The organism is Zobellia uliginosa (genome assembly GCF_900156625.1).
Lineage (GTDB): Bacteria > Bacteroidota > Bacteroidia > Flavobacteriales > Flavobacteriaceae > Zobellia > Zobellia uliginosa.
In genome coordinates this window covers 190,602-217,447 of the sequence record NZ_FTOB01000002.1, presented here as the reverse complement: position 1 = coordinate 217,447, position 26,846 = coordinate 190,602, and the positions used below count along the sequence as shown (strand labels likewise).

The window sequence follows — 26,846 nt, the reverse complement described above, 5'->3', positions numbered from 1 at the left end:
CCTGAGCCTCATGCCCGCCCTGTAGCACCCATAACACAGACAAATATTTATAAAGAAAAAAATGAAAACGAATAGCCTCACCCTAATAGCCTTATTGCTTTATACCGCGGCCTTTTCGCAACTGCAAAGCATAAAAGCCGAACACTTGAATTTTAAAATTAAAAGCGACTTTACCCTATCGGATACGGACGGTATGCCCATACAACTAACGGATACGGTAAGCATTGGAAACGAAACCATCATCAAAACCGTTTCTGTAAGCCCACAGGCCATGAACCCCATCACCAACAACATCAAGGATATTTCCGATATTTTAGATTTAGAGACCCTTTCGGTCATACAGGATAATTTTGTGAAAGAGAACGAAATTGATGGCACCACGGAAATAAATGGACGGAAAATTCTGTTCCGGGAAAATTTCACTGAAATCTATAAGGACTATAATCTTACCGAGCTGATAGGCTATGAATACTCGAACGTTTATTATTTTTTCTCCTCAAAGGACTGGATATCGTCAATAGAATACGTAGTACGCACCGATATCAAGGAGGAAAAAATTCCGGACCCCTATGTGGTCGCCAAACAAATGGCCAAGCACATCAATCTTGGGGACATCAATGTAATCATCAATAGCCTGGAGCAATAAGGTGTGCCCCCCTCCTAACGCGAGCGTCACCCTGGTTCCTTACTCAGAACACCCCTGAAAAGCACCATCTCGCCCGCTGCTAACGCAGACGGCGTTCTCAAGGGGACATTACGCTATGCGTCCTCAAGGGAGCAATTCCCCCCTCCGAAGGGCGGGGGATGTATTTCTAACCCCAACAAAAACCAACGCGCCGACCAAAAAAGTTAAAAATTATAAATTAAGGTCTGAAAAATCATAATTCAATATGGAATTTATCTTACCTGTGCCCCACCCCATAAATAGTTCGGGCCATAACATTTTCAAAGCGACCGTTTATATCGGCCTCCATAAGAATCCCTCACCGGCGGGGGACATCCCGTTGTCCGTACTAGCCGGACCACGGCGGCCTAACTATACCACCAGAAGCCGACGAACCAAATATTTATAATAATCATGGAATCATTTTGGTGGAGTCCCAGAATCCTTTTTATAAAAGGTGCTTTTCTCCTTTTGCTACTACTTGTATACCAACTTTTTAAAAAACCCTTTCTATCCGACTTTGATATTTCAAGTGGAGAGCTCAAAAAATATGAGATGAAAAGGTCTAGAGGAATAGAGAATAAAAGGATTCTGTACCTATGGCTTAACGATACCATATCCCAACCCTTTACGACCGAATACAAAGAGCCACAGAAGAATATAAATACGAACATAGGCTTTATTGAAAAATACGGCCTGACCATATGGCATGATAAAAGAAGGGAGATAAAGCAATTGCAGTCCAACAAAACGCTAATCGTAGATTACGACTGGTTTTGGTGGCCATCACTCCTGTTTTACCTATACCCCCTTGCGATACACTTTGGCTTGTTTCTATTAATCAAGAAAGATTCGATCAATATCAATTCCTACGCCGATATGTGGAGTTACACCATAGGCGAACGGGAAATCATCGAAAAGCACAATTATAGAAAATACAAACGGGGAGGTATACTTCCCTTTATGTTATATAATCCCATGTTCCGATCAAAAAAGAACAGGGAATCAATCTACGAGGCCGAAATAACCTTTTGGCGTCAATTCTTTAACATTTGCAATGCACGCGCAATGAAGCCCGTGGTAAGGGAATGGATGGAACAAACCCCAAAAGGGAGGGCGTTCTTACAAGGCTACGATTTCTATGAAAAACTGATCAGAAGTGAAATTCCCCCTTGGAAACTGACGAGGACTACCGATTCCATATTTGAATTTATCTCGTTGCGCATTGATTTCGGCCGTGAGCATTACGAGGATTTTGGACGCTTGTTTCGTGAAGAATTTCCAAGGGAGTATTTTAAAATACTAAAGGAACTGGATAAGATAAGATAAATCCTCCCCCGCTAGCGCGAGCGTCACGCTCGTGCCTGCAACAGACAATGAATCCCCCTTCGAAGGGGGTGCCCGAAGGGCGGGGGATGTATTTCTAACCCCAACAAAAACCAACACACTGACCAAAAAAGAAAAACGGTAAATTGAAGACCTGGCAACAGGCTGTACATGTCAGGCCATTGGTGATAAACACAGCAGTATATGGGCACAAGCGTGACGCTTGCGCCAGCAGGGGATAATCCAAAAGCACTTTTTTGTTAATCTGTGCAACAGGCAGAACGGCTATACATAATGCGAGTTTTGTTGTAAAATTGAAGTTTACAATTTCTAAAAAAGCATTGCGGTAATCTGATAGAACGAGGTTCTAAATCCTACACTACGCATAGCCGAACCGCTCTAAATCCTTTACAGATAAACAACCTAAGAAAATAAGAATTTTCTTATATTAACGTTGTTTAAATTATACCTAAAAGTAACAAATCAAATATGAGCTTTTTAGCAAAACTTTCTATTAATGGGAGAAAAAGAAACATTTTAGACACCAATATTCAATTCTACCAAAGGGTCAACTCCAATACTTTTAAGCCAACTTCAGTTCCACATGGAGGATTATTTACCGTTATCTTAGAAGCAGATGACAATACTGATTTATTGAGGCTAGCCGTTGCGCCCGACACTATGTGCAACGGTCATATTCGGTTTTATAACCGCGATGGAACGTCAAAACTTATCGATTATGAGTTCTTTGACACCTATATAGTAAACTACCAAAGAAATTATGATGGGCATTCTATCAATATCGATACCTACGTTTTCTCCCCAGGCATACTACGAATAGGCTATATGGTATTCGAAAAACCATGGAAGATAACCGACCTTTCTAATTTGGCAAATAACATAACGCCCGAATCCATTGTGCCAAAACCAAAATTGGCATCGGTAAAGTGGAAAACTGTTGAAGGAGAAACAATTGAAGAGACCACCTACCAAGAAAAAGTAGCATTGGAGGTCAAAGTAACGAACGCCGAAGGCGGTAGCGTTGAAATCATCATTGAAAAAGAAGATGGTACCGAGTTCGAAGAGGGCACGAAATCATTAACATTTACCGAATATTTAACCGATGAAGGAACTGTGCAAATAAGCTCCCTAAAAATCAAAGAAGAATGGGATGACTTTAGAATTGCAGAAATAGACGGTTTAATTGCCAAGGTAAGCTATAAGGGAACCAATAAAGAAAGTAATGTTCTGCAAGTTATACCTCCTCCAAAGGTAATTGTAGATTTTAGACCAAGCAAAAATTACGATGGCGAATACGGTTTTGATTTTATGCGAGATAAAAAGGACAAGGACGACAAACTGACCTATAAAGACATCTTAGGCACAAACAAATCCATAAAGGGCGTAAATAAATTTACCAAATATAAAACAGACTTTAAATACAAAGAATTAAAATGTGATATTTACGATACCATACCTCTAGATTGGCATAAAAACCCAGATGGTAGCGCATATGAATACATACAAAGTTGGTTGACCATATACCCAAAAGAAACGCAGATATTAAGTTTACAGATAGAGACAATTAAAAACCCTAAAAAGCTAGATTTAACTTTTGAGTACGACAAAACACTTTTTAAACTAAATACTGAAAAAATACCCGCACAAAGCAAAGGAAAAAAAAGGTTGGACGACCATTTAACCATTGAGTGTATTAAAGAGTTTAGTACAGACCAAGTTATAAAAGTAATGTACCAAAAACGCCAATTAGGACAACTTAACATCATAAAAAATGATAAAGCCAATCGTAAAAAAGTTCAGGTAGTTTTTGTAAAAATTGAAACTGAACTATATAGTGGTATAAAATTAAAAGGTAATACAACAAACAAGACAGGAAAACCTGAAAAGGAGATGTTAGCGCGTTATTTAAAACAAGCCTATACCAAACTAGAATTAGACGAAATTGATTTTAAGTTGACTGAATTAGATCCAACAACTAAAAAACCAAAATATCCCGATTTTAACAAAAGTTATACATTATTAGATCTAAATGGTAAAAAAATACTTAACAAATATCATAATAAAGGAGGAAATAGTTTAGCCGAGTATATGGAAATGACCTTAAACAAAGAACTGCCAAAATATAAGGACTATTTTAAAGTGTTCTTCTTTGGAGATACAGGTGGTAGAACGGATAAAGTAGTGAAAATTGTAAAACTAGCAGGATATGCTAACGGCTTCAACTCTCAATCAGCTATTATGTTTGCTGGTAAACGTAAGGCAACTGTAACACACGAGTTATTACATTGTATGGGGTTAAGACATAGTTTTGATAATAGCGCAACCTATGGTTACAAAAAGAAAGCTACGCAAAATATTATGGATTATTCTGCTACAAGAAAACATATTTGGTTATGGCAATGGAAAAAACTCTGGTCAAACAAAGACCTTAAAAAGGAATAAACAATGAAAATACTATTAAAATATACAATACTATTAGTGCTTTTTACAAACTGCAAAGCGCAAAATGATCCACAAAAAACTACAAAAATGAAAACTTTTGATATAGAAACATTTAATAAAAACAAAAATCGTTTAAATGAATATACATTTATAAGTGATGATAGTACAGTTACAAAACAATCTGATGATGTCTATGAATACTATGAGACGGTAAAATCTAAAGAATCATTTTTTCAATCTATCAATCGATATTACAAAAGCGGAAATATCAAATTAGAAGGGCAAATTTTTCAAAACTTTTTTCAGAAAGGTATCTGGAAAGAATATGATGAAAAAGGCAATTTAATAAAAGAAACAGATTATGATGCTCCCTATAAATTTATTTGGGAAGATATTTTAAAACTTATTAAAAACAGAAAGTTAGATATGGATGCCTATGGTTTTGAAGTTACAAGAAGTTTTGGCTTCGGTACTGAAAATATTGGTAAGGAAACCGAAAAACCTTTTTGGGCTATAACCTATAACAAAAGTGAGGAAGATATGCTTTTAGGTGTTATAATAATAGATGGTATTACAGGAAAAATCATTAAGGAATACGAAGAACCTTATGCTTCTGAAGAATAAAACGGTTTAGAATCGAGTGGATGGCTCCCCATCAAATGATGGAGTGCACCGCTCATACCAAGCTATCCTCGACTAGGCTCAGTACGTGTCGAGCGGGTCTTCCCGCAGCCGGCGCGAGACAGGCTGTATACGCGGTTCGTAAACCGATGGGGTTAGCTCCATGTATAGTTCCCACATAGATGGGCTACTTCTTTGTTTGAGCCCCCACGATCCTGAGCCTGACGCCCGTGCCCTCTAAACAACATCCCTGCCAAGCAACTCTTAAGTTGCTTCGCCAGCGCGCCATCTCGCCCCTAGCCTACGCTATAACGTCCTATGGGGCAGTAATTCCCCCAGGTCAACTTCCACTTTAAAAACAACTTCTACTGCAAGCTTTTTGCTAAAAAAAAGAATAATGAAAGACAAAACCTACACTAAATAGAAGTATGTACCTAAAGCAATTTTTTTACAGTGACTACGTTTTCATGTAAGAAAAAAAATCCTCTTTTATAAAAATCTTAAGTAGAGAAAATTGGGTTGCCCCAAATAACGGGCGATAGAGGTAGAAGTACATGTATACATCGTTATAAAATAGTTAAAACAAAAAAGATGAAAAGACACTTATTGAGCCAGTATAATTCCCTAGAGGAAATTATGGAATTCCTAAAGACAAAAACCGATTTGACCTTATCTATCGTGCAAGATCAATGGGTAACTGACGGCTCTTTATCGATCACCCCTGGCAAAAAATGTATTCTGGTTAAAAAGAGTGCTACTGCCGGCGCCAAGATCAACCTATTGGAATCAAGTATAGTCGATGTTCATCCCGTGCCCCCCAGCACTTTTGTCAATAACATGACACAAAGGGGCATACTGGCCATTCTTGTGCATATGATAATATCGGGTTCGCAAAATAAAGTGGCCGAAGAAGTCGAGAAGCTCTTACTTGAAATACAAAAAGACTAATGGAACAAAAACTATTTATATACAAAAGCAAGTTTTCGTATTGGACCTTCTTACCGCCCTTTGTTTTTTTGGGTATAGCCTTTTACTGCTATCAATATGACCTCAATATTGCCTATAAAGGCAGAAACATACTTGAATCGCCCAATAGTTACTATGTAGCGGGAACTATATCTATTTTGTTACTGGTATATTCGATTTATAAATTCAAACAATACAAAGATTCCGTTCAAAATAGTAGCAACATTAAAATCAGTAAAAACGGATTGGTCTTTCCCCATAAAAAATCAACGCTCAGTGTCGATTTTAAAGATGTATCCGAACTATATGAAAAAGATAGTTCAGATGATGGGGAATCTGTTATCATTTACTCTGATAACGGAAAAAATAGATATGAATTTTTTCACGATTACTTTGAGTCTACTGAAAAATACCTAGAATTTAAGACCGCTATAGAAAAGTCCGTGACCATTGTAGAAGCTTGATCCCATTCCGATTACGCATCATCTTGGCAAGAACTTCCCTATAGTTGGAAGGAAACGCTTTAGTCCGATAGGTCTAAATGACTTTCCTTAAAACCAATGGAACAAAACCATCCATTTTACCAAGAAAGATATGATCTTACCCTTATTATTCGGAGTTGGATTACTCATTTGGGGCGGAATACATTTCAGAAAGTATTTCCTCTTTGTCACTGGAATCAAAATGAAGGGAACCGTTACCAAAGCGGAGTATAAGGAACAGGGTATTGGAAGAAAAGTGCACATGACGGAAATCACCTATAGGTATGAAGTCAAGGATAAGGAATATACCCATACGGAAATAAGCGACGAAGAAAAACACCTGTTCAAACCCCAATCCATGAAAGGCGAATCTATAGCCCTTATGGTTTGGAAAAAATCGCCGGAAATCTCCACATGTCGATCCTCGGGCCATTACTTAAAGAGTAGCATATTTTTTCTAGTAATCGGACTCCTATCGACTTTGGTTGGCATTGCCGGTATGTAGAAAAACGATTACCAATAGGCCCCATACACAAAACAAGGCCATATTGGAAGGAAAAAGCCCGGAAATCAAGATTTTTGGGCTTTTTTAGGCGATAAAAGTCCTTTAAATCGTGACGGACTCCCCTACTTCCAACAGCAGTAATTCCTTTTCGGCCTTTTTAAACTTTTCTTGGGCCGCCCCATGGTCGATTTTTATAAAGGGAAAGGAGTCGTAATGCCCTCCTATGACGCGATTGCATTCTACAAAATCGCTAGCCATAATGGCGTCGTCTACCCCCATGGTGACCACGTCACCGACCGTAAGGACGGCGAGGTCTATTTTCGCATATTGGGGTAGACCAAGGGCATTTCAAAAGCTTGGTAATATGCAAATATCGGGCTATCTTTAGGTCTAAATTGTATCGGTAATCTGTATGTCAAGTTTTTATATGGAATCCAATAAATTGAAAATCATCTTTCCGAAATAACGGGCACCTGCGAGTGTGCCTGTAAGCATCCTATATACCTTATTAAAAGTTGCTCTGGTCCCATGTCGTATTGGGTCGGGTTACTCGCTACGCAAAAAATCGAACCACATATAGGATGCCTTCTTGGTCTATTTTATAATGATTAAATCTATTCATATGGCTGCGCCTAAAAAAAAGCGTTCTAAAGCAGAATTAAAAGCAAAAAAACAAGAGAAGATTCTTCAACGCATGGAAGAAAAAAAGATGAAGAAGCGTAAATCAAGAGTGTAAGCTCGTGTTAACGAAAGACCCGCAAACGATGTGTTGCGGGTCTTTTTGTTTAGGCCGGGTCTACGGCTTTAAAAACGGTCATAGCTTCTTACGCCCGTACATCCATAAAATTTCCCTTGTAAACTACCTCTGGGTGAAGCCTTGCCCGCTTTTCTGACCGAATAAAAATCAATTATTATCCTTTATTCGGTCTTGCTCCTCTTCGGAAGGATTCCTTTCGGCCTTTTCTTTATTAAAATTAGAACCAAAATTGTATGTCAACTGAAAATAGACATTTTGACGGGACCAATCACTTATAATATCGGCATCAATATTATCATAGTTAATACTACCTATAAATTTTCGATTCAAAATCTCTTCAATTCCCAAATTTATTTTAAGCTTGTCATCCATAAACTTTTTACCGAGGGCAAAACTGAGTCCCGCTAACCAATCGTGTTCTATTTGCCCTTGTAGTCCCCCAGTGGTATAGTATCCCGTCAATTCTGAATTGATATCCCAAGGCAGGCTATACTCCAGGTTTGTATACCACGTAAAACTCCACTTATCCAAATCGAGTTTTGGGGTCAAACTCTCCGAAGCATATTTATTATAGTTTACGATAATTCCGGCATAACCGTCCAAGCCATGAAGAAAGTCGACCGGAGCAAAACCCCTAAAGCTCCAATTCTCCCTTTTAGCAAGGTTGATTACCGACCGAGAGGTTTGGGCCGTGACATCGTTCTGCGATATAATTTCGAACAAGGCATCCTCTGTATTTTTATATGCTATACTAAAAAAAGGTTGATTGGCATAAGTCAAATTAAATTGAAAACTATTGGTGAATTCAGGTTTTAAATTCGGGTTTCCCTGCTCAAAGGTATAGGGGTCGTAATAATATACAAATGCATTTAGGGAATTATAGGAAGGCCTTAAAATTCGATAGCTATACGACAGGTTAGCCCCCAATTTGTCATTGATTTTTCTATCGATACTGGCACTAGGAAATAATTTTGAAATTCGCCTACTTCTTACCTCATTGGGGTTTGTAGATGTTCCCTTCGTATTACTGTTTTCCCATCGCAACCCACCGGAAAACGACCATTTTTCCCATTTTTTTACCAACTTGGAATATATGGCCAAGATATCTTCATCCACTAAAAAACCATTGCTTTGATCAGCATCCAAAATGAAATTACCATCAGTGTTCCGGAAAAAAGAGTTCAAGTCACTATCAGTGGAAACCCTTGAATATTTAGTTCCGAACATCCAATTGGAACCTTCCCCAAAAGTACGTTTATAGTCTCCCTTATAAGTCAGTATCCGATATTTTCCATTCTGAAAATACCGTTGGTCGTCGTATGATATCTCACTCTGCCCGAGCTGATATAAATCATTAACATTATCGTTATTATAATCAACATAATCAAAATCTAGAATGAACTTGTTTTGCTCATCTTCGAACTTATAGTACGGGTTTATGTTATAGGTTTTCCTATTACGGTCAAAGCTATTTTCAGTGAGCAAGGTTTCCGATGACGAGTCTTCAATGATTTCTGTACTGTTAGATGCAATCCTATCGGAATCGGTATGAATAAACCGTGTTCCAAACCCTATGGTGTGATGCTCATTTATGTAATAGTCCAATCCCCCATTGAATCTATACGTTTTTGGATTGTATGGTGAAATGGTCGATTGATCATAAACCTCCCCATTGATCCTTCTGGTTATAAAGAGGTCTTCTCTCCACGCCGATTTTCTATAACCGCCACCTAATTGCCAATTGATCTTGTTCTTATAACTGGCAATCGAACCACTCACCCCATACTCAGGTCGGTTGTCATATCCCGAATACAGTTTAAGGTTTCCATTCGTGCCCAGCCTTACATTTTTTTTAAGGATGATATTGATCAATGGACCTGATCCCTCTGCGTCAAACTCGGCACCAGGTTGTTGTACCAATTCAACCTTTGCGATATTATCTGCGGGGAGGTCGCGCAACAAGGATGAAATATCCATATACTCGGTCGTTTTGCCATTGATCAAAATGGTCACGCCTTGTTGCCCTCCATAAGTAATGTTGCCATTGGTAACGATAATCCCTGGTACTTTTTTCATGACATCCTGTAAGTTGGAACTTACCATTTCGGATTGCTCTAAATCAACTATCAATTTTTCCGCGGTTTGTCGGATTACCGGGCGATTGCTTTTCACGACTACCTCGTTCAAGGCTTGGGCCTCCTCCTTTAAAGTAAAATTAAACCTTACATCTTGGTTTTTATCGGAAAGTGTAAAGGGATTTGATTTTTCGGTTTTAAACCCTAGGACAGAAACCTCCAACAGATAAGTTCCATTTGAAACATCTAAAAAGACATATTCCCCTTTGTCATCACTTACCGTACCCGTTACCAATTCATCAGTATTTCCATTATGATATAAGATGATGTTGGCATAGGGTAATGGCTCTCCCGTTTGATCTATAACCTTACCTAAAATGCTATTTTGGGAATATAACAATCCCGTATGCAACAAAACACAAAGTATTATACTAATTCTCATAAATTTCTCCTTACTTCACCATATTTTCAATCTTCGACTTCATTGCGCTTATTTGGTCATTGTATCCCTTATTGCTACTATATTTCATTTTAAAGCGTTTATTTTTCAAGCTTATTCGAAACGAATAATCTATATTGTTTTTTACATAGGTAACTTTCTTACCCCTTTTCTTTGGAAAATCATTAAAATTATCTCTAAGAATCCGATAGATCGAAGCATACTCACTATTGTCTATGCTTGTACAGAATACTGTTTCATACTTAGACGATGAGACAGGGTTAGTTGTACTACAACTCAAAAAAACTAAAACTAATAAAATGATTGTCAATGTTTTAAATCCCATTATTCTTATATATTTAATTGATCTTTAACCAGTGTGTAATAAAATTCTTTTTTGTCTATTAATTCTGTATGCGTCCCTTGTTCTACCATTTTTCCTTCTGATAAAACAATAATCTGATCGGCGTTTTGAACAGTGCTTAAACGATGTGCTATTATAACCACCGTTTTATCCTTAAACAGCTTCTGCAAATTATTATGTACTTCTTTTTCATTGGTAGCATCTAAAGCTGAAGTGGCTTCATCCAAGAATATATATTTAGGATTTTTATAAATTGCCCGTGCAATTAGTATCCTTTGTTTTTGACCGCCCGAAAGATCATTCCCTCCCGAACCTATTTTGGTATGTTCCTTTAGGGCCAATGAATTGACGAAGCCTAACAGATTAACCGCCCCAAGTGCCTTTTCTAATTTTTCTTTATCGACTATTTTATCTTTCAGTGCTATATTCCTTTCAATGGTATCATTGAATATATAGCCATCTTGCATCACTATTCCTGAATTTTCCCTAATACTTTGCGAAGACAATCCATTTATTTCATCTAAACCATAAAAGATTTTCCCCGATAAGGGAGGAAAAAACTTCAATAGTAATTTCATCAACGTTGTTTTTCCACTTCCACTATGCCCTACAATGGCCGTAATCTTTCCTCGTGGTATGGTTAGATCGATATCTTGAAGAATATATTTATGGGAAAGTACATTATATTTGAAATTGACATTTTGTATTTTAATATCTACAGGAGTTTTTTCGGGGTCAAGTTTTTTATCGGATTCCTTTTCTTCATTTTCTTGGGTATATACCTCGCTTAATCTATTAAAACTTAAAAAGGCATCTTGTTGAGATCTGAAAAACGATAATAATTGATGTACTGGCGAATTCATTTGACCAATGATATATGAAACACTTAACAAAGCCCCAAGGGTCATAATGTCTTTCACCACATAATTAGCTGCCAAAAATGTGACTAAAATATTTTTGAGCTGGTTGAAAAAGGTAAATCCGATAGACTGAAACTGCTCAATTTTTAATGATTTGATATTCGCCTGTAGCAAGTTGTTTTGTAATTCAACCCATTGATTTTTTTTATAACTCTCATATTGGTTGAGCTTCATTTCTCTAATGCCGTTGTAAAACTCATAAATAGCTTCTTGATTTTCGGATCTGGCAAGAAATATTTTATAGTCTATTACCTCTCTCTTTTTTAACCAGTAATAAGACCAATAGACCGAAACGAGAGTCAGACCTATATAAGTTAAGAAAAGCGAAGTGCCATAATGAAATAGAATACCCGAATACACTAACAGTAATAAGGCGGAAAAGACCGTTAAGATACTGTCAGAAGTGAGGAATCTTTCTACTTTAATATTATCTTGTATTCTCTGATTAAAATCGCCAGAGTTTTTTGTGTCGAAAAAACTCAATGGAAGTTTAAGTACCTTGTCTAGATACGAATAAACAATATCTACACTGAGTTTTGTGCCGATAATTAAGGTAAACCAATTTCTTAAGATATTAATGGTCATAATCCCTATAAAGACAAATAACTGGGCAAGAAGAATAAGGCTTATATAATTCAGGTTTTTTGGAGTAACCCCATAATCTATCAACGCTTCTGTTAAAAATGGCAATGTCACACTGAATGCACTACCCAACAGTATCAAAAAAGACAAAACCAATATCTTTTTCTTATAAGGCTTTAAAAAATTTACGATGGTCTTGAAATGATTTTTTACATTGCTATTGTTTTTCTTTAAGAAAAAATCATGGGTCGGAGACAAGAATAAAGCAACACCAGATTGCCCCCCTTTCAGCCATGGTTCTTTAAAATCTTTTTCTGACAAGACCACTTTTCCATGAGCGGGATCTGCAATATGAAAATTAACATTACCTCCCTTATTACTAATGGATTCCAATACAAGAAAGTGATTTTTATTCCAATATAGAATACAAGGCTTGGTAAATTTTTTAACCAATAGATCTAAATTCAACCGGGTGGAATACGTTTCCATTCCTATTTTTTTAGCGGCATGAATTATTCCCGACATAGAAACCCCATCCTTTCCGATTTGGCATAATTCCCTTAGGTAATGCAATGGGAATTTATTGCCATAGAAATAGGTCACCATACTCAAAGAAGCTGGTCCACAATCCATTAAATCGTGCTGACGTACAAGTTTTATTCTGTTTTTATACCCTATCATTTAAAATTCCGTATTACAATACTTATGAAAATTGCTCACTATTTGTCGATAATGCTTGGCCTCTTTTTTTATTAAGAGACAAGGTATATCCTGTGTATAAGAATCATTTAGATTTGGACTCATCAGGAAATCGCACTGCTCAAAGTATCGATTTGAAATGCGTGTCCAAAGTTTCAACCTAGAAAATCCTCGCCGTTTTTTCGTTCTTGTATTTTTGTGTTCGATCTGATTATGCGTTTGTAAATAAAATGCATCATATTCTATCAAGAACTCCTTAACAAAATGAACAATTGTTGTCAAGGTTCTATAATCCTTTTTAGGACAAACTGAGCTACATTTCAAGGTAAGCTCTAGAATATTTTTATTTGTTGAGCAAGAGTTATAATGTATACCGGACCTATTAAAACTAAATTCATAAATCACACCTTCGTTTGTCTGGAACACATATTTATAGTCTTTCTTTTTTTTAATCCGATACGTTTCATATAATTCAATGCAATTCATTTTATTAGATTTAGTTTCACAGTACGTATTCAACAAATCGAAGGTTAAAGGCCTATTGAAATTGAATTTCCTCTAACGGGGCCTCTTGAATTTTAAGGCCTCTATTATTTACCAAGGTTTTTAAAAAATAAATCACCACATCTTTTGGCAAGTCGTCAATTTCTTCTATAACATCTTGAACTTCAATTACCTTACCGGTATTGACCATATCAATAATCTTTACCAGGCCTTCAAAATACTTAAAGGATAGCCGTACCCCCCTAACATAAACCAATAGGCGATCTTCCTCTTTCTCATGTGTAATTTTGAAGACATTGCTACCGACAATTTTTTTGAATTCAAATTCTGGAAAACAATGATTCGTGTTCTCTACCTTCTTGTGATGCCTTAAGGGAATATTTTGCCAACCGCCATTACTCAACAGACATTTTTTATATTCTTTATAGGTATACTGCAAAAAGTCTACTAAGGGTTCGTTTAATGTTTTGGAAGAAATATTTAAAGTGCCGATGAAGTCGTTAAACGTTTGTTCGTTGTTCAGGTAATCCAATTGACTTTCTATAATATTCATATCGTCTTTTAAAAACATGTTTTTGATCGACTCGATCATTAGTTTTGAAAAAGAGCATTTAGTCGGATTATTAAACCATAATGTAACCCCTATAGAAAAGTCGCCGGAAAAACCTATATGGTGCTTATTCCAAGGCATATAGTAAAGATCACCTCGGCCAAACTCATATTTTTGGGCGTATTCGAGCAAGGGCTCTACATCTTTATTGTTTGAAACGCCCTTACCTACCTCTTTATAGACATCTTCATTCCAAGTGTACATTGTTTTTTTACCAGGGCCTAGATGGAAATGCAAAACATTTTCCCCTCTTTGGTCCGTATGTATCCCCAAGGGAGTCCACCCATAATTACCTATAAAGGTTGTAAGTTCCACTCCCCAAGGAGGAATACCAATAATATCAAAAAGAGGTTGTATCGCCTCTAAAACGTTTTCAGCTAAAATATCCGAATGACGCTCACCATAATTGGTGATAATGCCATAATTTTCCCCAAATATCCTTTTGCAATACGATTCAATTGATTCTTGGCTGCCTAATTTGTTTTCCCTTATAAGGTTTCGGACCTTGGAATCACCAATTTCCTCTCCCTTTTGATATAGTCTAAAACCATTTGAAATATCAAGACGGTTGATTCTTGATTGCAACATCTCTTTCACTCCTTTATATAAATTTTCCTGCAAAGATTCAGAGAGAACGTCTTTAAATACTTTAGTCTCAGTGAAAGAAAAATTTTCTTCTATAAATAATAGCCACCAGTCTTTGGTCAATGCTTTTTTAGTATCTTCCATCATTTTATATTATCATTTTTCCATATATAATAAGGTGTCGGCATACACCGACACCTTATTAAGACTTACTTTACAACAACTTCTTTTTTCTTTTCTTTGTCTTTGTTACCTGCATCTTCAAGTGATTCTACCATAGAACTACCACCTGTCAATGTTTGGTTTTCAAGAGCCGAAAGTTCTTGAGTGTCTAAAAATTTCTCTGGGTTTGAATTTTTCATAATTATTACTTTTCAACGGTTACTTTTTTCTCTTTTTTCTTTTTGTCTTCTTCTTCGACCGATTCGATCATTGAAGTACCTCCTTTTAATGTTTGATTCTCAAGAGCTGATAATTCCTGAGTATCTAAAAATTTCTCTGGGTTTGAATTTTTCATTTTTAAAAAAATTACAATTATTAGATCCAATCTTAGTTTTAAGACATTAATTGCTATTCGGTCTATCTCTCGGCCAAGAGTATGCGTTATATCTTGATATGCTTATTTATTTTATTAGCATAAAACTATATGTTTGTCTTTTGTACTTCTCTACACTAAAGAGTAGTTATGCTGAAGAGGTTGGGAAACTACCCTTTTAGGTAGTTGCTGAGCAGTGGTAGAACCTAAAAAATCTACAGGAACCAAAGACCTATTCTTATTATAGAAATCGATTAGGCCGTTGTACCGCATACTCACCGGAATAGTTTCAGAGCCTAGATAATTAAGAGGTTTCTCTACAGGCACGGCCTTGATCCCCAACGCCAACATTACCCTTAAAAGTTTACTGTCACATTCTGCATAGACTACGGCATTTTTATCTTGACATATAGGGGCTATGGCGCAGACCATAAGTCTCTTAAATAAATTAATATCATTTACCCCTTTCTTTATGGCAAACCTGCCAATATGCCAAATGGAACTTTTAATATAATGGCCATTTAGGAGCAATGGATTAATGCCGAATATTTTCTGTATAGGCAATACGTCCGTATAATTCCACCGTAATACCCTGATCGATCCTATTATGGAATTGTCCTCATCCTTAGAAACAAAAATCTGGGCATTGTTGAAATAATCTTTCTCTTCTTTCAAGATAGATCCTATTTCCTTTGTATAGTTTTCTGGATAAACGCTACTGGTGTGGTGCTTGAAATTTTCATTGACCACAAACTTGGCCAAGTCGTATAGACAATCTGCCCCTAATCTTTCTAAATAGTTCTTTGGATGTATCATATTCTTGTTTTACTTCCAAATCTATTAGGCATTCAGTAATGTTTGTTTACACAAAATGGTAGTTTTTAGTTGATTATCTGAAACTATACAAAAGTGTAGTTTTCAAAATGATAAGAAAAAAGCTATATTTATAACCACAAAAACCTACACCAAACCGACTCTATGACTGACATGAAAGATTTCTTTTCCTTTAAGAATTCAGTTGGTGAAATCCCAAAAGAAAACCAAGGACAAGCCTTAGATTATTTAGAAGCTATAAAAGCCTTCTCAAGAGCCACCTACAAAAGTATATATGTAATTGATTATCAAAAAAGAGGGTTTGAATACGTCTCGGACAATCCCTTGTTCCTTTGTGGCCATACGGCAGAAGAAATCAAGGAGATGGGATATGCTTTCTACTTCAAGTATGTAGTTAAGTCCGATTTGGATTTACTCATTAAAATCAACAAGGTGGGCTTCGAGTTTTATGACAGAATTCCTTTAGAAGAACGCAAGGAACATACCATTTCATATGACTTCCACATAAAAAACCAAGAAGGAAAAATCATTCTAATAAATCAAAAATTGACCCCAATATTTTTGACCGCAAACGGCAAAATATGGAAAGCCGTATGTATTGTATCCTTATCGGCCGAACGACAAGCGGGGAATATTAAAATTTATAAAAAGGGAAATCATAAAATTTTCAAGTATAACCTAGAGGGTGACTTCTGGAAAGCGGATGAAAAAATAAAGCTCTCATCCCGGGAAAAAGAAATATTGCAATTGTCGACTAGAGGTTTAACTATAAACGAGATAGCCGAATCAATTTACGTATCGCCCGATACGGTAAAATTTCACAGAAGAAAGTTATTCGACAAATTAGAAGTGACCAACATATCGGAAGCTATCATGTATGCCACCAATAATAAGCTCATTTAAGGTTTTGAGGTCGGGGCAAATATAAGATTACCTATATTCAAGAATTTAATATGGTCGACAAATAAAATTCAGGAAATTTTTTGACCGGTTTTCCCGTAGCAATATTAAAAAGAATATGGGTGCACATAGCGGCAACTTTCCAAGAAGCAATTGAAAGTTGTGGTGGTGGCAGACTTTCTTTTTCGCTTTTGTATTTCTCTATGATCTCATCTATCCAATCTTGAGGGTTTCCCCAGAACCTCATATAACTTGACATGTATTCGACCATATTTACCTCATTGAATTTCTCATCTGGTTTTGCAATGACAGATAAACCTATACTATTGGGTGCAATTACCGTAACAAGTCCGCCCCACCCTAAATTGTACGGATGAATTACCGGAATATTGTTTTCTTGACAAACTTTATCAAATTGCAATGGAATATCCGACGTAAAATCTAGCGCATTAATGGCTACTTTATGGCCCTTTACAAATTCCTCTACATTGGCTTCTGTTATAAAACTGTTGTAAACCTTGATATTAGCTTCATTATTAATAGCCTTTAATCTGGACTTTATAGCCTCTACTTTCGAAGAAGAAATATCGTCTTCGGTATAGTTTTGCCGATTCAAATTAGATCGTTCTACCTTGTCGCCATCTATAATGGTGATATTCTCAAACCCTAAACGCAAGGCACATTCGGCAATTACACTCCCTATTCCACTTCCGGCCAGGATTATCGGATAATCTTTAACAATTTCTTGCTCTTTATCATCAATATATATCCTATTTCGTTGATATCGTTCTTGCATTCCTTTATATGGTTTGATTCACAAAATTAGTACTTAGAAAAGAATACTATTCTACCCATAAGTGTAGTTTTAGCAGATGAGAGTTGCATCACCTTGTTGGCCTGTGCCATTCCTATGGTGTTTATTTTCCGTGTCCCATGAACTTTATCAACGTTCTGAAAACAGGGCCTACGGTATTCTCGCGCTTCCCCTTCATATAACTGCCCTGTGAACTCTCCTTAAAAGCAACATCCCTTATAGCAGAAATTGATTAAATTTATTCAAAATCGAGGGCGGTTTTGAGACGGACTCCCGCTGTATACCATATAAAAACCAGATTGTAAAGAATGAGCTTTTGGAAGAATTTATTTAGTGGTAAAAAAGAAAAACCGAAAACTGAATCGCATTTTGACCAATATCGAAATGAACTAAACCAATTGAATTTAAAGACGATTTCCGACCTGGAGAATTTGGTAAAACCCTTAATTAGAACCGCAACGAAATTGGAGGTTTTATCAGCTTCAAGACCGCCTGAAAATGCTCAATTTATATCACATTTCGGTGGCCGGCCCTATTTTGAAAAAGGTGAAGTATGGCCAACAAATAAAAAGGGCAAAAATTTAGAATTCATTTTTCAAGTATTCAATTCTACCGATTTAAAACTACCGAAAAGTATAGAGCTCATTCAATTCTATTACGATTGGGATGAGATGCCTTGGGACACTTCAGACGATGGATGGTTGGTGAAAATTTATAAAAAAATTGAAAAAGGAAATATCAAGCTTATCGATACACCAAGTGAACTAGAAAAATCAAGATATTGCGAAATAAAGTTCAGTTCGACCCAATCTTTACCTGACTGGGAAGGAATAGATTTATATTGCCGTAATGCCTCTAAAATGTCTTGTGTTTTAGACGAAGACGAACCTTGGGGTAGTTATGACCAAATTGTTACTAAACTTATTGGAGAACAAGATTATCAAAGCCAACTTGGGGGGATATCCCAAATGGGTTCAAGGAGAATCTACACCAACAGACAGCGAAGGAAACCCACTAAAACTATTGTTTCAAATAGACTCGGAAGACAATGCTGGATTAATGTGGGGAGATGTTGGATTAATTTATGTTTTCTATGAAGAAAAATCAGAAAAAATCAAATTCACCCTACAATGTCACTAAAAAGTGACGGTCCGCCAAGGGTATAAAATATACGAAAAGGGGAAATGCAAATATTGAATTTAGAACTAAATTCCCCTTCTAAAAAATCAAAAACAGTAAGGTCCTCTTAGCTCTCGACTATAAACAGAAATACCTTGATTATTTGTGCTGTCAAGTCAAGCAACTCACGAACATTAAAAAACACCAACGGAATACCGTTGAAAAGTAGTTTTTATAAATCTTCAAGTTTCCACACCCTCACCCAATCAAATTTGGTGTACCGGTCTTCCAATGGCCTGTTAAAACCCATTTCTTCCGCTGTGGTCTCCTCTATCCAATCATAGAAGTTACTCGACATTATTAAACGTAAAGCGCCTTTAAACGGAATTACGGGAGTAACCGATTTTTCCAATTCACCATCAATGTAGAAATCGATTTGACTACCATCGACGTGCCAATAGGCCGCGTAAATATGAAATTCTTCGGAGTTCTTTTTATCGAAATTCGCTTTACCTCCTCGTGTCTGTCTATCTCCTATGTTGCTACACGGACTATTATGTCTATGGGTATTGTAATGAAATATGCGATCCCAATGCGCGTTCACCGCCCAGTCATCTTTTGTCCATTCATCACCCAATTCGCCTGTAAAAACGCCAACACATTCTTGTATGTCTATCTCAAGATTTTCACCATTGTTCAAGTTTTCCTCACACGGTTTTGTTTCCGATTTTAACCAAAAGGCCGCAGACATAGCCGTTTTGCTGGCTCTCATCCTGGTCTCTATATAATATCCTGGTTCGGCCAAGGTCTTACCATACACATAGGCTCCCCCATATCTCCTTTGTGGCGCCATATTGGTATTATCTTTAGGCGAATACCTAGGGCTATCGAACTTTTCTCCTTCAATTCTTAGAAACCCATCGCCAATACTTACATTATCCGCTTCAAAAAGAGACCTACTTCCGCCGTACCAACCTCTATCTTGGCCCTTCCATATAAATTCAGGAGTCAGGTTCCATTTGTCAAAATCCAATTCACTGCCGTTAAACTCATCCGAAACACCCTCAACTTTTACCCATTTTTTATTATCGGGTTTAGGGTCTTGATTGGGCAAAAAAGTAGGTTTGGGCGTATCTTTTCCATTTTCCTTATCCAAATCATTGCTTTGCCCTTGCGCTTCCTCCTGCTTTTTTACCTGTTCTTGCCCTTTATCGTTATCTATATCGCTAGAATTACCACATGCAAAAGTAGCAGTCAATAATACCAAGCATATAGGTCTCAATACTTTGATCATAATGTTATTTTTTATTAAAACTAACAAAACGCCATAAACGGGAGTTGTTCTGATGAATTAAAGATTAAGACATATGGTTTTACTTTAATTTTCTTGGGGAGTACATACCCCCTGCTGGCGCGAGCGTCACGCTCGTGTCACCCCCACTTCGACAGGCTCAGCACAAGGTTTTAAAGGGGCTCCCCACAGGGCGGGGTGTTCCTTTAGAGAACGAAAATCGCCCCTCTCCCCAACACAAAACCAATTTATCTTATTGGATTACGCTTTTCTGTAAGAACGGGATTGTAAGAATTTTTATATTAGCTTGAATTCAAACCGCTAAGAACTTGTTTCACAACTAAATATAGAGGCATATATGTATATTACACACATATATGATTGTTGTCGTTAATGCAAAACTAACCGCTAACTAAATGAATAAATTCGGAGGAGATTGGACTGAAGCCAAAATAGAAATACTTGTTGAATATGCGAAAGCGTATCTGACAATAATGGACAAATTTGCAGATAGATTTGGTTGGAAACTACTCTACTTTGATGGATTTGCAGGTAGTGGATTTATAAAAAAAGGGAATGATGAAAATCAAAAAATAATAATTGGTGCAACGAAACGAATTTTAGATATTGATGAGCCAAGACCTTTTGATAGATACTATTTTGTTGAAAAGGAAATCGAAAAAGCAGATGAATTAATAGAAAAAGTGGTGCAAAACTACAACCACAAAACAATAAATGTAGTTAATACTGATTGTAACGAGAAAATACAATCTATGTCAGAATTTCTTAAAACTCAAAAAGGAAAAAAGTATAGAGTTTTAGCTTATATCGACCCGTGTGGAATGCAAGTGAATTGGAAATCTTTAATTGCTCTACAAGAATTAAAAGTTGATGCTTGGATATTAGTTCCAACTGGAATGGGTGTTAATAGATTATTGAAAAAAGATGGTCGAATTTCTGATGCGTGGATAATGAGATTGGAGACTTTTCTCGGAATGCCCAAAAAAGAAATCCTAGATTATTTTTACTCACAAACAATTGTGCCTACTTTATTTGGAGATGAAGTTGTTACAAACAAAGAAGAAAAAGCAATAGAAAGGTCAGCTGAATTATATCAGAAAAGACTTAAAGAATTATTTACATTCGTAACAAATCCATATATTCTCAAAAATAAATCTAACTCAATAATGTTTCATTTTTATATGGTTTCAAATAATAAAACCGCTCGAAAGATTGCAAACGACATAATAGAAAAATATAACACCTCAAATTAAATGGCACAATCAAGCATAGAATGGACAGAAATGACTTGGAATCCTACAACAGGCTGTTCCAAAGTATCGCAAGGATGCAAATTTTGCTATGCAGAAATTATGTCTAAACGCTTAAAAGCAATGGGGGTTGATAAATACAAGGACAATTTTAAAGTCAGAACTCACGAAAAAGAATTGAAAGTTCCATATACTTGGAAAAAAGCCAAAATAGTTTTTGTGAATTCAATGAGTGATTTATTTCATGAAGACATTCCTTTAGAGTTTATCAAGAAGGTTTTTAATGTAATGAATGAAAATCCAAGGCATGTTTTTCAAGTTTTGACAAAACGAGCGGAAAGACTTCTGGAAGTTCACAAGGAATTAAAATGGTCACATAATATTTGGATGGGTGTTTCGGTCGAAGAACAGAAAGTTGAAAATAGAATTGATTTTTTAAGAAAAACAAATGCGAGAGTGAAATTTTTATCTCTTGAACCTTTAATCGGACCTTTACCAAACCTTAATTTAGATAAAATTGATTGGGTTATTGTTGGTGGAGAAAGTGGACATACGCCAAGACCAATGGATTCTGATTGGGTTATTGACATTCAAGAACAATGTGAAGAAGCAGATGTTGCGTTTTTCTTCAAACAATGGGGCGGAAAAAATAAAAAGAAAAATGGTCGAGTACTTAACGGACGAACTTATGACGAAATCCCTGAATTGGAATTACAACAAAGTGTGTAAAATCACTATTGGCAATAATGTATCCTAAGAAAGACCACATTTCAATTCACCAAAGTTAATTTTTATTTTGCCTTGTCCCCCACCAACACAAACGTCACGCTCGTGCCACCCCCTACTTCGACAGGCTCAGTACAAGGTTTTAAAGGGGCTGCCCACAGGGCGGGGGATGTAAATTGCAACACGCCCCAACCACCCAATCGATACATAACTAAACCTTCACTTTTTTTTAATAGTTGCCCTTCTATTTTTAGCTGCGTATTGCCTAATTTAGTTGCTACGACCAGACCTCCCTCCTCATCTTAGGTCTGTGTCCGTATCCACTTTTAACAAAGCATAAACAAAAAATAGAACGATGAAAAAAGTACTGTTCCTAACCGGAGATTTTACTGAAGACTATGAAACCATGGTACCCTTTCAAATGCTGCAAATGGTAGGCTATGAAGTGCACGCGGTTTGCCCCGACAAAAAAAAGGGCGATACCGTTAAGACCGCCATCCACGATTTTGAGGGCGACCAGACCTATACCGAAAAACCGGGCCATAATTTTGCCCTGAACTATAGTTTTGACGATGTAGTCGTTGAAGATTACGACGGCTTGGTGATTGCCGGCGGAAGGGCCCCCGAATATTTAAGGCTGAACCAAAGACTGCTAGAGATCACCACCCATTTTTTTGAGACCAACAAGCCCGTAGCGGCCATTTGCCACGGTATTCAGATATTAACGGCCGCCAATGTGGTAAAGGGTAGAAAACTTACCGCCTATCCTGCCGTTGGGCCCGAAGTGACCTTGGCCGGTGGCGAATTTCAGGATATTCCCGCAGATGGGGTATTTGTAGACGGTAACCTGGTTACTTCCCCTGCATGGCCCGGACACCCCGGCTTTATCCGCGAATTCTTAAAAGTTATGGGAGCTAGCATTACCCTGTAAAACGGTACTACAAATTCCAAGGAAGCTTATTGTAGGGCAATCGAACACGAAACATTTAAACACCCCCGCTAGCGCAAGCGTCACGCTCGTGCTAAAATCCCCCACTTCGGCAGGCTCAGTGCACTGCTTCGAAGGTGGGGGCACAGGGCGGGGGATGTTTCTTGGAGGGCGAAAGTCCCCACAACTGCAATACAACACCTATTCCTATGGAGGGCTTTTACTTGTCGAGGTTTAAGTGCCTACACAGGTCCTCGTAGCCCATCTTCGCGTAGTCTACCGATGCTTGCCCCTTGGCGGCTATACCACTGGGTACTATGATATACCTGAATTCCGTGAGGTAGGGAGTATAGATATCGCTACCATCCACACTTGAAACACTAATGTTCAATACATCTACAGCAGAAAACAATTTGATGGAATAATATTGAAAATCAGGATTATACCGATGATAGGGCAATTGAAAGTACAGGTAATCGCCACCATTACTTTTTCGGGCAAATACGGTCACCAAACCGTTATCCCTAATTTCTTGGTCTAAGTCGGGCACATTCATATTATCGGATGCATTAATTGCATTTATTGGGGTTTCCCCAAAATCGAGGGTAAACCATTCGGAAGAAATGACATTTGCCGTACCGGTTTCCCCCTGCTCTCCATCCTGTCCGTCGACCCCGTCTTCACCATCCCGACCATCGATACCCGCACGCCCTGTTTCCCCTTGGGGTCCCATTGGGCCCATGGCCCCATCATTACCGTCTTTTGAGCAAGAGATAAGCAATAAGACCAGAAGTAAGCCGTACAATACACCCTTTGTTCCCATAATTGAAATTTTATCGTATCCCTGCAAAACTAAGCCTCTCCCCCTTCGTTAGAGTCCCGTATGTTTGAGATACAAAAAATCAGGATATATGCCCAACCTCGGCAGGTTCTCTGTAGTGCTTTAAAGGGGCCGCCCCACCCCTCACCTTTAAAAGAAAAAAACATGTATAAAATAAGGATGCCGATAAGATCGTTTTACTTCCTAACGGAAGCTAACCCCTTAAAGAAAAACACCTTATAGTCCACTAGATCAAACCAAATTCGTTTTTTTAAGTCCAACCCACAAACCGATATAACATGAAGAAGCACTTTTTTATACTTTCGATGATATCCTTGTTTCCGATCGGCTGTTCCAACAGCGATGACAACGCTAACGAAGTGGTTCCGGAGGCCGAAGACCCCTTTACCACCGAACAACTATCGGATGCGGCCAACTACTCTAAAGAAAAAGGGGGAAGCGCCGTTTTGGTCATGACGGACGGCTCCCTTATTTTTGAAGATTACCACAATGGTGCCGACCAAGATACCGCGCCCCATATTTACAGTGCGACCAAGCTTTATTGGTCGGCTGTTGCCGCATTGGCCAAACAACAGGGCCTTATCGATTACGAGGAGTACGTTTCGAACACCATCACCGAATGGCAAGACACCGGTCTGCACCCGGGAAAAAATGAAATCAAGATAAAGCATCTTTTGACCCTGTCTTCCGGACTTTCCCAAAATTTTATGACGATATCCGATGAGAGCGATAGATATCAATATGCCATTGACGAATTGAATATGGTAAGCACCCCCGGCGAAAAATTCTCTTACGGACCGAGCAACTATTATATATTCGGGGTTCTTTTAGAGCGAAAATTACAGGAGAAGGGCATTACCAAAACCCCATTGGAATACCTTGAATCTGAAATTTTCGATAAAATCGGATTGGAGTATGAGAGTTGGACCCATGACGAGGCCGGAAATCCCAACATTCCCAATGGTTGCTACCTAACCCCGAGAAACTGGGTGAAGTTCGGACAGTTTATGATCGACAAGGGCAACTATAACGGCACGCAAATCATCGAAACGTCGCTGTTGGAAGATATGTTCGTTGCCACGGGACCCAACCCGGGACACGGTAATTTTTGCTGGTTGAACAATGTAAACGGTTATGGACTCAATCCCCTCGATGCCGCTCCCGATGGTTCATCGGGCGGAATCATGTACTACCATGGGTATACCGAGATCATTGGCGGTTTGGGAGCAGGAAAAAACAGGATGTATTTGATACCCTCGCTTAAAACGGTTATCATCCGGCAGACCACACTCGAAGAAGATACCTTTGAGGACAATGAATTCCTAGAATTTTTATTGAACTGATCAAGGCGCAACACGCGTTTAAAAAAATAAAAATCCCCTACCTCCATGGCAGGGGATTTTTCTTGTTCCTAGTGAAAACTGATACCTGATTTGGCCCAAGTAATTTTTAAATCGTCTAGGGCGCGCCGAAACCTCTCAAAATCCTTATTGTCGGTTTGGGTCCACCCTACCTCCGCATAGGCTGCCAGCCTCGGGAAAATTTGCTTTTCCATGCTTTCTACCGTAGGGATCCATTCACTCCACATTTGGGTGCCCGAACCTAAAATACGCGCATGGTACTTTTGGTCCAAGCCTTCAGGAATGGGATCAAAGGCGTAGGACTTTGACAGGGGCAATCTTTTATAGGTGTAGTCCAAGTAGGTATCCCAGTGATTCGAATTCACCACGTCATAGCCCTCTTGCACCGCCCGATTGATCAATTGCAAATCGCCTTTCCAAAAGTGTACGATGGCCGATTTTGCCAGTTTCTCCGTTTGAACGGTTTCCTGCTTGCGTTCCCCATGTATATCATCGCCCATAATTTCATTCCACCCCATCATTCGCTTTCCGGCGTTGTCAATATAGTTCGATATTTCATTGGTAAAGTAAATCTGTAAATCAGCAGGGCTACTGAGGTTCTTTTCCTTCATAAAACTTACGATATCTTGATGGGTCTCCCAAGGCGTATAGTTCACCTCGTCTCCCCCAATATGCACTACGGAGCCTGGAAAAAGGGCCATTACCTCATCGAGGACATCCTTAAGAAAACGCACTACCCTTTCGTCCCCAATATTGAAGGAATCGTCCATTTTTCCGAATACGGCAGGAACTTCCGTCGTGGTTCCCAAGGTCCCCAGCCAGTGGTAGGCCGCAATTGCCGCCTTGGCATGACCCGGCATTTCTATTTCAGGCACTATGGTGATATGCCTGGCCTTGGCATAGGCGATGATTTCCTTGATCTCCTCTTGGGTATAAAAACCTTCATGGGGTTCTTTTGTTCTTTCCTCACTCTTTCGGCTCACCTGGGTGTTCTTTCTTTTGGAACCGATTTCCGTGAGCTTCGGATATTTTTTTATCTCGATCCGCCAGCCTTGGTCATCGGTCAAATGCCAGTGAAAGGTATTCATCTTCAAGAGGGCCATTTGGTCCAACATCTTTTTGACCGTCTCACTACCCTTAAAATGCCTGGATTCATCCAACATAAATGCCCTCCAAGGAAACCTGGGGCTATCGCTTATTTCCAAAACCGGAAGAGTAACCCCTTCCACGGGTGCTACATAGCCGAAATCTGGGGGAAGCATCTGTCGTAAACTTTGGATGCCGTAGAACACCCCCGTATTGGTAGCTGCTTTAATGGTTATCCCCTTTTTTCCGACCGACAGGATATAGCCTTCCTTGCCCAGCTCCGACAACAGGCTTTCCTCTAGAAAAAGTCCAATGCCCTTGCCCTTGCTTTTTATTCGGGGCGATTGCCCAAAGCCTGCCTCCAGTACTTTTGCCAAATAGCTGGCTTCATTCCCCAGGTTCCCATCGCTTATTATGGAAATCTTGGCCTTCAATAGAAAGGAGCCTTCGCCATATGCCAGTGACGTAGGTTGTGGAATGATGGTGACTTCTTCCCTAGCCTGCATTGAAAAAACGGATAGGACAAGAACTATAAAAAAGGAATTGGAAAGCTTCATATACTAAATATTTTTATGTAC

24 protein-coding genes and 1 pseudogene are annotated in these 26,846 nt (G+C 38.2%); 14 read left to right on the top strand and 11 right to left on the bottom strand.

Features of this window, described 5'->3' with window-relative positions:
* Positions 1-61: 61 nt before the first annotated feature.
* The 7 genes from BW980_RS05740 (at position 62) to BW980_RS05710 (ending at position 7,027) form a co-directional block, all read left to right on the top strand.
* Positions 62-646 (top strand): hypothetical protein, encoded by a 585-nt coding sequence (locus tag BW980_RS05740; protein WP_076454000.1) that lies wholly within the window; start codon positions 62-64, stop codon positions 644-646.
* A gap of 573 nt (positions 647-1,219) precedes the next feature.
* Positions 1,220-1,993, top strand: coding sequence for a hypothetical protein (locus BW980_RS05735; RefSeq protein WP_139327618.1), 774 nt, complete (start codon positions 1,220-1,222; stop codon positions 1,991-1,993).
* A gap of 486 nt (positions 1,994-2,479) precedes the next feature.
* Positions 2,480-4,453, top strand: a complete 1,974-nt coding sequence (gene tssD, locus BW980_RS05730) for a type VI secretion system tube protein TssD (RefSeq protein ID WP_076453998.1) — start codon at positions 2,480-2,482, stop codon at positions 4,451-4,453.
* Between the two features lie 3 nt (positions 4,454-4,456).
* Entirely contained in the window at positions 4,457-5,077 is a 621-nt protein-coding gene (locus tag BW980_RS05725; protein ID WP_076453997.1) for a hypothetical protein, read from the top strand.
* Between the two features lie 588 nt (positions 5,078-5,665).
* Entirely contained in the window at positions 5,666-6,022 is a 357-nt protein-coding gene (locus BW980_RS05720; RefSeq protein ID WP_076453996.1) for a hypothetical protein, read from the top strand.
* Entirely contained in the window at positions 6,022-6,504 is a 483-nt protein-coding gene (locus tag BW980_RS05715; RefSeq protein WP_076453995.1) for a hypothetical protein, read from the top strand. Before BW980_RS05720 ends, BW980_RS05715 begins: the two co-directional genes overlap by 1 nt.
* Positions 6,505-6,634: 130 nt before the next feature.
* Positions 6,635-7,027 (top strand): DUF3592 domain-containing protein, encoded by a 393-nt coding sequence (locus BW980_RS05710; RefSeq protein ID WP_139327617.1) that lies wholly within the window; start codon positions 6,635-6,637, stop codon positions 7,025-7,027.
* Positions 7,028-7,129: 102 nt separating this feature from the next.
* Here BW980_RS05710 and BW980_RS22540 read toward each other — a convergent pair whose 3' ends face one another.
* From BW980_RS22540 to BW980_RS05680, 7 genes are all read right to left on the bottom strand, one after another.
* Positions 7,130-7,306 carry an MBL fold metallo-hydrolase gene (locus BW980_RS22540; protein ID WP_175609861.1) on the bottom strand — a complete coding sequence of 59 codons (177 nt, stop codon included), beginning with the start codon at positions 7,304-7,306 and terminating at the stop codon, positions 7,130-7,132.
* Between the two features lie 625 nt (positions 7,307-7,931).
* On the bottom strand, positions 7,932-10,301 hold the full coding sequence (locus BW980_RS05705) for a TonB-dependent receptor domain-containing protein (protein WP_076453993.1): 2,370 nt from the start codon (positions 10,299-10,301) through the stop codon (positions 7,932-7,934).
* Positions 10,302-10,649: 348 nt separating this feature from the next.
* Positions 10,650-12,845 (bottom strand): peptidase domain-containing ABC transporter, encoded by a 2,196-nt coding sequence (locus tag BW980_RS05695; protein WP_076453991.1) that lies wholly within the window; start codon positions 12,843-12,845, stop codon positions 10,650-10,652.
* A 556-nt stretch (positions 12,846-13,401) separates the two neighbouring features.
* A complete protein-coding gene (locus tag BW980_RS05685; protein ID WP_245799966.1) occupies positions 13,402-14,709 on the bottom strand; it encodes a hypothetical protein in 1,308 nt (435 codons plus the stop codon).
* Positions 14,710-14,771: 62 nt separating this feature from the next.
* A complete protein-coding gene (locus tag BW980_RS22535; RefSeq protein WP_175609860.1) occupies positions 14,772-14,924 on the bottom strand; it encodes a hypothetical protein in 153 nt (50 codons plus the stop codon).
* 5 nt (positions 14,925-14,929) lie between these two features.
* A complete protein-coding gene (locus BW980_RS22530) occupies positions 14,930-15,079 on the bottom strand; it encodes a hypothetical protein (RefSeq protein WP_175609859.1) in 150 nt (49 codons plus the stop codon).
* A gap of 150 nt (positions 15,080-15,229) precedes the next feature.
* The gene (locus BW980_RS05680) at positions 15,230-15,913 is read right to left on the bottom strand and encodes a hypothetical protein (RefSeq protein WP_076453989.1); all 684 of its coding nucleotides are present in this window, start codon (positions 15,911-15,913) and stop codon (positions 15,230-15,232) included.
* 162 nt (positions 15,914-16,075) lie between these two features.
* Here BW980_RS05680 and BW980_RS05675 point away from each other — a divergent pair, with 162 nt between their 5' ends.
* On the top strand, positions 16,076-16,834 hold the full coding sequence (locus BW980_RS05675) for a response regulator transcription factor (RefSeq protein ID WP_076453988.1): 759 nt from the start codon (positions 16,076-16,078) through the stop codon (positions 16,832-16,834).
* Between the two features lie 37 nt (positions 16,835-16,871).
* Here the strand turns inward: BW980_RS05675 and BW980_RS05670 are convergent, their stop codons facing one another.
* Complete coding sequence (locus tag BW980_RS05670) at positions 16,872-17,627, bottom strand: ThiF family adenylyltransferase (RefSeq protein WP_076453987.1); 756 nt, start codon at positions 17,625-17,627, stop codon at positions 16,872-16,874.
* Positions 17,628-17,953: 326 nt separating this feature from the next.
* Here BW980_RS05670 and BW980_RS05665 point away from each other — a divergent pair.
* Positions 17,954-18,559: pseudogene (locus BW980_RS05665) on the top strand (DUF1963 domain-containing protein); the annotation flags it as partial.
* The gene (locus BW980_RS22775) at positions 18,546-18,785 is read left to right on the top strand and encodes a DUF1963 domain-containing protein (RefSeq protein ID WP_245799964.1); all 240 of its coding nucleotides are present in this window, start codon (positions 18,546-18,548) and stop codon (positions 18,783-18,785) included. The pseudogene BW980_RS05665 and the gene BW980_RS22775, both read left to right, overlap by 14 nt.
* Positions 18,786-18,996: 211 nt before the next feature.
* Here the strand turns inward: BW980_RS22775 and BW980_RS05660 are convergent, their stop codons facing one another.
* The gene (locus tag BW980_RS05660) at positions 18,997-20,058 is read right to left on the bottom strand and encodes a LamG domain-containing protein (RefSeq protein ID WP_076453986.1); all 1,062 of its coding nucleotides are present in this window, start codon (positions 20,056-20,058) and stop codon (positions 18,997-18,999) included.
* A gap of 413 nt (positions 20,059-20,471) precedes the next feature.
* On the opposite strand from BW980_RS05660, the gene tcmP reads away from it, so the two are divergent.
* The 3 genes from tcmP (at position 20,472) to BW980_RS05645 (ending at position 22,983) form a co-directional block, all read left to right on the top strand.
* Positions 20,472-21,329: a three-Cys-motif partner protein TcmP gene (gene tcmP, locus BW980_RS05655; RefSeq protein ID WP_076453985.1), complete on the top strand. Its 858-nt coding sequence runs from the start codon at positions 20,472-20,474 to the stop codon at positions 21,327-21,329.
* Positions 21,330-22,055 carry a DUF5131 family protein gene (locus BW980_RS05650; protein WP_076453984.1) on the top strand — a complete coding sequence of 242 codons (726 nt, stop codon included), beginning with the start codon at positions 21,330-21,332 and terminating at the stop codon, positions 22,053-22,055.
* Positions 22,056-22,407: 352 nt separating this feature from the next.
* On the top strand, positions 22,408-22,983 hold the full coding sequence (locus tag BW980_RS05645; protein ID WP_076453983.1) for a DJ-1/PfpI family protein: 576 nt from the start codon (positions 22,408-22,410) through the stop codon (positions 22,981-22,983).
* 217 nt (positions 22,984-23,200) lie between these two features.
* Here the strand turns inward: BW980_RS05645 and BW980_RS05640 are convergent, their stop codons facing one another.
* Positions 23,201-23,803 (bottom strand): collagen-like protein, encoded by a 603-nt coding sequence (locus BW980_RS05640; RefSeq protein ID WP_076453982.1) that lies wholly within the window; start codon positions 23,801-23,803, stop codon positions 23,201-23,203.
* A 296-nt stretch (positions 23,804-24,099) separates the two neighbouring features.
* Here BW980_RS05640 and BW980_RS05635 point away from each other — a divergent pair, with 296 nt between their 5' ends.
* Positions 24,100-25,164 (top strand): serine hydrolase domain-containing protein, encoded by a 1,065-nt coding sequence (locus BW980_RS05635; protein WP_076453981.1) that lies wholly within the window; start codon positions 24,100-24,102, stop codon positions 25,162-25,164.
* Positions 25,165-25,232: 68 nt separating this feature from the next.
* On the opposite strand, the gene BW980_RS05630 is transcribed toward BW980_RS05635, so the two are convergent.
* Positions 25,233-26,825, bottom strand: a complete 1,593-nt coding sequence (locus BW980_RS05630; RefSeq protein WP_076453980.1) for a beta-N-acetylhexosaminidase — start codon at positions 26,823-26,825, stop codon at positions 25,233-25,235.
* Positions 26,826-26,846: the final 21 nt, after the last annotated feature.